The following is a 9,042-nucleotide window of genomic DNA, read 5'->3' as shown; positions in this document are numbered from 1 at the left end:
TTGAATGCAGCATAGTGTTATCAAGAATAATTGCAGAACCGGGAAGTCCGGGGCTAGTCGCCCGGCGAAGAATAGCACTTCTGCTAACAGCGGAATAGACGCTGTTAATAAGATAATTCCAGGTCGTTAACGGGCTGGTATCATCCAGCGGGGGGAGAAACCGGTGTACGAAGCGTGGGGCAGAACTGATACATTTCGAGCATGATGGCCACATAGGCCCGCGCTTCATGCTGGAGATCGAACGACTGGGGGGCAAACAGCCAGTTTTCCATGAGCCCGGAGACCCAGGCGCGCATCAGTACCGCGGCACGGCGAGTGAGTAAATCCGCCGGGAGCTGCTTCGCTTTCATACAATCCATGAGAACCTGCTCGATACGATCGTAGCTTTGTAAGCAGAGGCTACGCTGCGCCTCCTGTACGACGGCCATCTCGCCAACGAACTCACATTTGTGGTAAATGATTTCCGTCATCAGACGACGACGCTCTTCAATAACTGTAGCTTCAAGAATATAGACTAATATTTCCCTTAAAACTGAGAGTGGATCGCCGGGGAATTTTGCCCGATACTCAGTCTCTAGATCGCTAATGCTGGATTCTGACAGCTCCCAAATTTCACTGAACAAATCTGATTTGTTCTTGAAATGCCAGTAGATAGCTCCGCGCGTAACCCCCGCGGATTTTGCAATCTCCGCCAGCGAGGTAGATGATACCCCTTGCTGAGAAAACAAGCGCAGCGCGACATCCAGGATGTGTTGTCGTGTTTCCAGCGCCTGTTGTTTGGTTTTTCGTGCCATATGTCAGTGAATTTACAGAGGTTAGATTTACATACATTTGTGAATGTTTGTACCATAGCACGACGATAATATAAACATGGGTTTGTGGACATTTGATCCATTGATCAATTTGAAATCGGACACTAGAGGTTTACATATGAACAAAAACAGAGGGTTAACGCCTCTGGCGATCGTTCTGATGCTTGCAGGCAGCGTAGCGCTAACAGGATGTGACGACAAATCGGCTCAACAAGGAGCGCATCAGATGCCAGAAGTTGGCGTCGTAACGCTCAAGTCTGGACCTCTACAGATAACGACGGAACTCCCTGGACGTACCAGCGCGTATCGCGTTGCGGAAGTTCGCCCTCAGGTCAGCGGCATCATCCTGAAGCGTAATTTCGTGGAAGGTAGCGATATTGAAGCGGGCGTTTCACTTTACCAGATTGATCCTGCCACCTATCAGGCAACCTATGACAGTGCAAAAGGCGACCTGGCGAAAGCGCAAGCTGCTGCCAACATCGCTCAGCTGACGGTTAACCGCTATAAGAAACTGCTGGGTACCCAGTACATCAGTCAACAAGACTACGATAACGCCGTAGCGACGCTGCAACAGGCTAACGCTGCCGTCGTGGCAGCGAAAGCGGCGGTTGAAAGTGCGCGCATTAATCTGGCGTACACAAAAGTCACTTCCCCTATCAGCGGCCGTATCGGCAAGTCTGATGTGACCGAAGGTGCCCTGGTACAGAACGGTCAGGCCACCGCGATGGCGACCGTACAGCAGTTGGATCCTATCTATGTTGACGTGACTCAGTCGAGCGATGAGTTCCTGCGTCTGAAACAAGAGATGGCCAACGGCAAGCTGGAACAGGTGAACGGCAAGGCGAAGGTTGAGCTGGTGACGAACGACGGCATTAAATTCCCGCAGGACGGTACGCTGGAGTTTTCTGACGTGACGGTCGATCAGTCCACAGGGTCAATCACCCTGCGCGCTATCTTCCCTAACCCGCAGCATACGCTGCTGCCTGGCATGTTCGTTCGTGCTCGTCTGCAGGAAGGGACCAACCCGGATGCAATGATGGTTCCGCAGCAAGGTGTGACTCGTACACCGCGCGGCGACGCTACCGCACTGGTAGTGGGTGCAGACGATAAAGTCGAACTCCGTCAGATTGTTGCTTCACAGGCGATTGGTGACAAATGGCTGGTAACTTCAGGTCTGAAGACCGGCGATCGCGTCATCATCACAGGACTGCAGAAAGTGCGTCCTGGTGTTCAGGTGAAAGCTCAGGAAGTCGAGGCTGAGAAAAATCAACAAGCCAGCACCGGCAACCAGCCTGAACAACCTAAGTCTTAACTTAAACAGGAGCCGTTAAGACATGGCTAAGTTTTTTATCGATCGCCCCATATTTGCATGGGTTATCGCGATCATCATCATGTTGGCAGGGGCGCTTGCCATCCTGAAGCTGCCAGTGGCGCAATATCCAACGATTGCGCCGCCTGCCATTGCGATTACTGCATCATACCCTGGGGCGGATGCTGAGACCGTGCAAAACACGGTAACTCAGGTTATTGAGCAGAATATGAACGGTATCGACCACCTGATGTATATGTCCTCTAACGGGGACTCAACAGGTACGGCGACCATTACCCTCACCTTTGACTCTGGCACCGATCCTGACATCGCTCAGGTACAGGTACAGAACAAACTGCAGTTAGCAATGCCGCTGTTACCGCAAGAAGTACAGCAGCAGGGTGTTAGCGTTGAGAAAGCGTCAAACAGCTTCCTGATGGTTGTGGGGGTTATCAACACCAACGGTACGATGGACCAAAATGACTTGTCCGACTACGTCGCGTCAAACATGAAGGATCCTATCAGCCGTACTAACGGGGTAGGTGACGTTCAGCTGTTCGGTGCGCAGTACGCAATGCGTATCTGGATGGATCCGAATAAGCTGAATAACTTCCAGCTTACGCCGGTTGACGTCATTAACGCTCTGAAAGCACAGAACGCCCAGGTTGCAGCCGGTCAGCTCGGTGGTACGCCGCCGGTCAAAGGCCAGCAGCTGAACGCCTCGATCACCGCGCAGACCCGTCTGACTAACGTGAAAGAGTTCAGCAACATTCTGCTGAAAGTGAATCAGGACGGTTCTCAGGTTCGCCTGCGCGATGTCGCGAAAGTGGAGCTGGGTGGTGAAAACTACGACGTTATCGCGATGTATAACGGGAAACCGGCGTCCGGTCTGGGTATTAAACTGGCCACCGGCGCGAACGCCCTCGATACCGCTAAGGCGATTAAAGCCGAACTGGCGCGTATGGAGCAGTTCTTCCCGGCAGGGGTTGAAATCGTTTACCCGTACGACACCACGCCTTTCGTTAAGATTTCCATTAACGAAGTAGTGAAAACGCTGATTGAAGCGATCGTACTGGTATTCCTCGTGATGTATCTGTTTCTGCAGAACTTCCGCGCGACGTTGATCCCAACCATCGCGGTACCGGTCGTTCTGTTGGGGACCTTTGCTATCCTCGCAGCGTTTGGCTATTCGATAAACACCCTAACGATGTTCGGGATGGTGTTGGCGATAGGCCTGCTCGTGGATGACGCCATCGTGGTGGTAGAGAACGTTGAACGTGTGATGGTGGAAGAAGGCCTGCCGCCGAAAGAAGCCACGCGTAAATCGATGGGCCAGATTCAGGGCGCACTGGTCGGTATCGCGATGGTACTTTCCGCAGTGTTCATCCCGATGGCCTTCTTCGGCGGTTCTACCGGTGCAATTTACCGTCAGTTCTCTATCACCATCGTTTCTGCTATGGCCCTGTCGGTTCTGGTGGCATTGATTCTGACGCCAGCGCTGTGCGCCACCATGCTGAAGCCGGTTGCCAAAGGCGACCACGGTGAAGGTAAAAAAGGCTTCTTCGGTTGGTTCAACCGCATGTTCGATAAGAGCACGCATCACTACACCGATAGCGTAGGTAACATTCTGCGCAGCACCGGTCGTTATCTGCTGCTCTATATCATCATCGTGGTTGGCATGGCCTACCTGTTCGTTCGTCTGCCAAGTTCGTTCCTGCCAGATGAAGACCAGGGCGTCTTCATGAACATGGTGCAAATGCCAGCGGGCGCAACCCAGGAGCGTACGCAGAAAGTCCTCGATCAGGTTTCGGATTACTACCTGACCAAGGAAAAAGACAACGTCAATTCCGTGTTTACGGTAAACGGCTTTGGCTTTGCGGGCCGTGGGCAGAACGCCGGTATCGCCTTCGTTTCCATGAAAGACTGGAGCCAGCGTGAAGGTAAAGAGAATAAGGTTGAAGCGATCACTGAACGCGCCAACCATTTCTTTGCTGGCATCAAAGACGGCATGGTATTCGCCTTTAACCTGCCAGCGATTATCGAACTGGGTACCGCAACCGGCTTTGACTTTGAGCTGATTGACCAGGGCGGTCTGGGGCATGAAAAACTGACGCAGGCACGTAACCAGCTGTTTGGCGAAGTGGCTAAACATCCTGATCTGTTAGTCGGTGTTCGTCCTAACGGTCTGGAAGATACGCCGCAGTTCAAACTCGATATCGATCAGGAAAAAGCGCAGGCGCTTGGCGTCTCCATCAGCGACATCAACACCACGCTGGGCTCTGCCTGGGGCGGTACCTACGTCAACGACTTTATCGATCGCGGACGTGTTAAGAAGGTGTACCTGATGTCCGAGGCCAAATACCGCATGCTGCCGGATGATATCGGTAAGTGGTACGTCCGTGGTAGCACTGGTCAGATGGTGCCGTTCTCCGCCTTCTCCACTTCCCGTTGGGAATATGGTTCACCGCGTCTGGAACGTTACAACGGTCTGCCATCGATGGAAATCCTCGGTCAGGCGGCTCCGGGTAAGAGTACCGGTGAAGCCATGGCGATGATGGAAGAGTTAGCGAGCAAACTGCCTTCAGGCATTGGTTACGACTGGACGGGGATGTCCTATCAGGAACGTCTCTCCGGCAACCAGGCGCCATCGCTGTATGCGATTTCGCTTATCGTGGTCTTCCTGTGTCTGGCAGCATTGTATGAGAGCTGGTCAATTCCGTTCTCGGTCATGCTGGTAGTACCGCTCGGGGTTATCGGCGCACTGCTGGCCGCGACCATGCGTGGTCTGACGAACGACGTTTACTTCCAGGTGGGCCTGCTGACAACCATTGGCTTGTCGGCGAAGAACGCAATATTAATTGTGGAATTCGCCAAAGACCTGATGGAGAAAGAAGGCAAAGGCCTGATTGAAGCAACGCTCGAAGCGGTTCGTATGCGTCTACGTCCGATTCTGATGACCTCTCTGGCCTTTATCCTCGGGGTAATGCCGCTGGTTATCAGTTCCGGTGCAGGCTCCGGTGCTCAGAACGCCGTAGGTACCGGCGTAATGGGCGGGATGGTCACCGCAACGGTGCTGGCTATCTTCTTCGTTCCTGTGTTCTTTGTGGTGGTACGCCGCCGCTTTAGCAGCAAGAATGAGGATCTTGAGCATAGCCACTCGGTTGAGCACAAGTCATCCTGATACCTTTAAGGGCCGCGAAAGCGGCCCTTTTCATTTGCATACTTCAATGTACAAAAACAAACTTATTCACGGATATCAGAACGGCTTTGCAGGGTATATAATAGATAGTAAGGGGATCCCCCTGGCACTCATACGTCTTAATAAGTCCAGGTTTAGTGTGGCAATAACCAGGAATATTCCTGGTTGTGTGCTGATGTGAAGAATCGTTATTGCGACAATGACTTCCATCAATATTACTAAATCGATGAATTGTAAGGGCGAAACCTGAACTCTGCTGATACGAGCAAGTCTAAAGTATTAGGACAACTCATCAATCGCAGCCTTAAGATTTATAAGGCATATTATTTGTAATTTTTCGTAATAGCGCGGTGAAATCTTTTTAAGAGTAGATTATAGTAATCATTAACAGGATTACCGCTAATGTATCAGGTCAGTAAGTAGTCTCCATCCCGTAACGGTGTTTGATCGTCGTTGTGTATACCACTCATAAGGGGATGCGTTATGGACGAATATTCGCCAAAAAGACATGATATCGCGCAGCTTAAATTTCTCTGCGAAACCCTGTATCATGACTGCCTTGCTAACCTTGAGGAGAGCAACCATGGCTGGGTTAATGACCCAACCTCGGCGGGGAATCTCCAGCTAAACGAACTGCTTGAGCACATCGCGACCTTCGCGTTGAATTACAAGATTAAGTACAACGAAGACAATAAACTGATAACTCAGATTGATGAATACCTGGACGACACTTTTATGTTGTTCAGTAACTATGGCATTAATGCTGAAGACTTACAGAAATGGCGAAAGTCCGGAAATCGTTTGTTCCGCTGTTTTACTAATGTAAGTCGCGCCAACCCGGTGAGTCTTTCGTGTTAGAATTATTACAATCAAAAAGGTAAATTTATGACAGATAAACCATTAACTAAAACTGATTATTTGATGCGACTGCGACGTTGTCAGTCTATTGACACGCTGGAGCGTGTTATTGAAAAAAATAAATATGAACTTTCTGACAATGAGCTGGCGGTATTTTACTCAGCAGCCGATCATCGTCTGGCTGAATTGACCATGAATAAACTCTACGACAAGATCCCCACTTCGGTATGGAAGTTCATTCGTTAATCACAAGGCTATCACCTCTTAAACTTTACCTCTGTTATGTCTGCCCTGGCTGCGATAGCTTTGCGTCTTCATTTCCGGAACTGACTGGTAATGTGACTGTTATCACAGCAACGTGGCGGGAACGTTCCCTTCTTGACTGTCAGCCTTTACTGTAGTCCCGTACCTTGACGGGAGAAAAAGGATGAGTGAAGAAAAACATAAGATGATCAATGGCGAACCCTACCGCCCCGGCGATGAAACGCTACGGGCCGATCGTCTGCGGGCGCGTCAGTTGATTCATCGCTACAACCACAGCGCACCTGATGACCGTGCCGAACGCAGCGCCCTGCTGCATGAGCTGCTGGGTGACGCCCGCGATGCTTATATTGAACCGACCTTCCGCTGCGATTATGGCTACAACATTTTTGTTGGCAGCAATTTCTACGCTAACTTCGACTGCGTGATGCTTGATGTCTGCCCGATTCGCATCGGCGACAACTGCATGCTGGCGCCGGGCGTCCATATCTACACCGCCACCCACCCTCTCGACGCCACCGAGCGCAACAGCGGGCTGGAGTTCGGAAAACCGGTCGTGATTGGTGATAACGTATGGATTGGCGGTCGCGCGGTGATTAACCCAGGGGTCACCATCGGCGACAACGCGGTGATTGCTTCTGGCGCGGTAGTCGTTAAAGATGTCCCCGCCAACGCGGTGGTCGGAGGTAACCCGGCTCGGGTCATAAAGTGGCTGAATCAGTAACTGTTATGGTTTTCTGCAACTAATCTGTTACTTTTCGCATCGGTTACTGCAACATAAAATACATTGTTATTATCTGCAGAACCCGAGGTCCGGATGACAGAGATCCAGCGACTGCTCACCAACACCATTGATGAGCTTAATCTTCAGGAAAAGCGCGACAACCGGCCGCGCTTTAGTATCAGCTTTATTCGCAACCACCCCGGCCTGTTTCTCGGCATGTATGCGGCGTTCCTCGCAACATTAATTGTCATGCTGCGCTCGGAAACCCTGGTCGACTCCGTCTGGCTTTTGGTGGTGCTGTTTATCGTGCTGAACGCCTTCTTCTTTTTTGACGTTTACCCACGCTATCGCTACGAAGATATCGACGTCCTCGATTTTCGCGTTTGCTATAACGGTGAATGGTACAACACCCGCTTTGTGCCAACGCAGCTCATCGACAGCATCCTGCAATCGCCGGGCGTTGCTGAACAGCAGAAATCACAGCTGCAGAAGATGATTGCCACCAAAGGCGAACTCTCTTTCTACGACGTCTTCAGCCTTACCCGCGTCGGCAGCGCCGCATAATTTGCTGCAACGTCCGCAGCGCAGCCGGAAACTGCGAAGCGGACGTACTGCCATACCCCAGCACCAGGCCGCTACGCGCCTCGGTCTCATCCAGCCAGAAACGGCTCAGCGCCGCTGGGGCCAGCTGATACTGCCGTGCCTGCTGTACAACCGCCACATCATCAATCCCGTCGATCTGTACCGTTAAATGCATCCCGCCACCGCCGCCGATAATCTGATGCGGGAATAAAAGCTCGCGGCCAATCGCCTCGCGCAGTTGTAGCTGCCGTTTACGATACAAACGGCGCATCGAGGCCAGGTGGCGCGCATAATGTCCTTCTTCAATGAAATGCGCCAGCGCCACTTGTTCTGTGCGGTGGCCGCCGCGAAGCAGTGAACTAATCAGCGGCTGCACCGCCGCGGCCAGCACCTTTGGCATCACCATAAAACCAATGCGCAGCGCCGGAAACAGCGTCTTGCTGAATGTGCCAAGATATACCACCGGCGCGTTCTCCATCATTCCAAGCATCGCCGGAATGGGCTCGCCGCTGTAGCGAAACTCACTGTCATAATCATCTTCCACGATCCACGCCCCCTGCTTGCGGGCAAACTCCAGCAGCGCCAGACGTCGGGAGGCGCTCAGCACCGTGCCATACGGATACTGATGCGATGGCGAGGTAAAAATAAGACGCGGCAGCGGCGCATTTCCCTCAGGCTGCATGCCCTCTTCACCCACCGGGATCCCCACCACGTGCAGACCAGCAGACAAAAAGGCGCTTTTCGCCCCGACATAGCCCGGCTCTTCCACCCAGGCGGTTTCACCTGCTTCGCTCAACAGTCGGGCACACAGGGTTAACCCTTCAAGCGCCCCTTCAGTGATCACAATCTGGCTGGCGTCACAGGAGATCGCCCGCGAGAGCGTCAGGTGCCGGGCAATGGCTTCACGCAGGCGCATCTCTCCGGCGGAATCGCCATAGCCCAACAGCGCGCTCCCTTCCTCACGCAGGGTACGGTCAATGATCCGCCGCCACAGCGGTAATGGGAAATAGTTCACCGCCGGCGTTCCCGGCGTCAGCATCAGCGTGGGGGAATCACGCTGCGTCCCGGCGGGCAGCCTCGCGAGGTGAGGCGGTAGCCTGACGGCCGGCGGCTCGGGCGCGTCCACGACCGGGCGCTGCGGCAGTATCGCCACCCGTGAGCCCTGCCTGTCGCGAAGCAGATAGCCCTCCGTCGCCAGCTGTTCCAGCGCACCGTTGACCGTATTACGCGAGACAGCGAGCGTTTGCGCCATCGCCCGTGACCCCGGTAGCCGGCTTTTGGCCCCTAGCGTGCCGCG

Annotated in this window: 8 protein-coding genes; 6 read left to right on the top strand and 2 right to left on the bottom strand. The window is 53.0% G+C overall.

What is annotated here, in order from left to right:
• Window positions 1-140: 140 nt before the first annotated feature.
• Window positions 141-794 (bottom strand): multidrug efflux transporter transcriptional repressor AcrR, encoded by a 654-nt coding sequence (gene acrR / locus GYRE_RS07890; protein WP_006818853.1) that lies wholly within the window; start codon window positions 792-794, stop codon window positions 141-143.
• 136 nt (window positions 795-930) lie between these two features.
• On the opposite strand from acrR, the gene acrA reads away from it, so the two are divergent.
• From acrA to GYRE_RS07860, 6 genes are all read left to right on the top strand, one after another.
• Window positions 931-2,124: a multidrug efflux RND transporter periplasmic adaptor subunit AcrA gene (gene acrA / locus GYRE_RS07885; protein ID WP_038254373.1), complete on the top strand. Its 1,194-nt coding sequence runs from the start codon at window positions 931-933 to the stop codon at window positions 2,122-2,124.
• 22 nt (window positions 2,125-2,146) lie between these two features.
• A complete protein-coding gene (acrB, locus tag GYRE_RS07880) occupies window positions 2,147-5,302 on the top strand; it encodes a multidrug efflux RND transporter permease subunit AcrB (RefSeq protein WP_006818851.1) in 3,156 nt (1,051 codons plus the stop codon).
• Window positions 5,303-5,803: 501 nt separating this feature from the next.
• On the top strand, window positions 5,804-6,178 hold the full coding sequence (gene tomB, locus GYRE_RS07875; RefSeq protein WP_006818850.1) for an Hha toxicity modulator TomB: 375 nt from the start codon (window positions 5,804-5,806) through the stop codon (window positions 6,176-6,178).
• Between the two features lie 27 nt (window positions 6,179-6,205).
• Entirely contained in the window at window positions 6,206-6,424 is a 219-nt protein-coding gene (locus tag GYRE_RS07870) for an HHA domain-containing protein (protein WP_006818849.1), read from the top strand.
• 181 nt (window positions 6,425-6,605) lie between these two features.
• Window positions 6,606-7,163 (top strand): maltose O-acetyltransferase, encoded by a 558-nt coding sequence (maa, locus tag GYRE_RS07865; RefSeq protein ID WP_038254370.1) that lies wholly within the window; start codon window positions 6,606-6,608, stop codon window positions 7,161-7,163.
• A 93-nt stretch (window positions 7,164-7,256) separates the two neighbouring features.
• Entirely contained in the window at window positions 7,257-7,727 is a 471-nt protein-coding gene (locus tag GYRE_RS07860; protein WP_006818847.1) for a YlaC family protein, read from the top strand.
• Here GYRE_RS07860 and pdxR read toward each other — a convergent pair.
• A partial coding sequence (gene pdxR / locus GYRE_RS07855; protein ID WP_038254375.1) for a MocR-like pyridoxine biosynthesis transcription factor PdxR occupies window positions 7,702-9,042 on the bottom strand: 1,341 nt, incomplete at its 5' end. The genes GYRE_RS07860 and pdxR overlap by 26 nt on opposite strands.

Origin of the sequence: Yokenella regensburgei ATCC 49455, assembly GCF_000735455.1 — a bacterium.
Lineage (GTDB): Bacteria > Pseudomonadota > Gammaproteobacteria > Enterobacterales > Enterobacteriaceae > Yokenella > Yokenella regensburgei.
Note: the sequence above shows the minus strand (reverse complement) of the source record. Positions and strands in the feature narration are given on the sequence as shown.

Coding starts and splice junctions, on each gene's coding strand:
- acrR (WP_006818853.1), bottom strand. CDS start 794: ATGGCACGAAAAACCAAACAACAGGCGCTGGAAACACGACAACACATC.
- acrA (WP_038254373.1), top strand. CDS start 931: ATGAACAAAAACAGAGGGTTAACGCCTCTGGCGATCGTTCTGATGCTT.
- acrB (WP_006818851.1), top strand. CDS start 2,147: ATGGCTAAGTTTTTTATCGATCGCCCCATATTTGCATGGGTTATCGCG.
- tomB (WP_006818850.1), top strand. CDS start 5,804: ATGGACGAATATTCGCCAAAAAGACATGATATCGCGCAGCTTAAATTT.
- GYRE_RS07870 (WP_006818849.1), top strand. CDS start 6,206: ATGACAGATAAACCATTAACTAAAACTGATTATTTGATGCGACTGCGA.
- maa (WP_038254370.1), top strand. CDS start 6,606: ATGAGTGAAGAAAAACATAAGATGATCAATGGCGAACCCTACCGCCCC.
- GYRE_RS07860 (WP_006818847.1), top strand. CDS start 7,257: ATGACAGAGATCCAGCGACTGCTCACCAACACCATTGATGAGCTTAAT.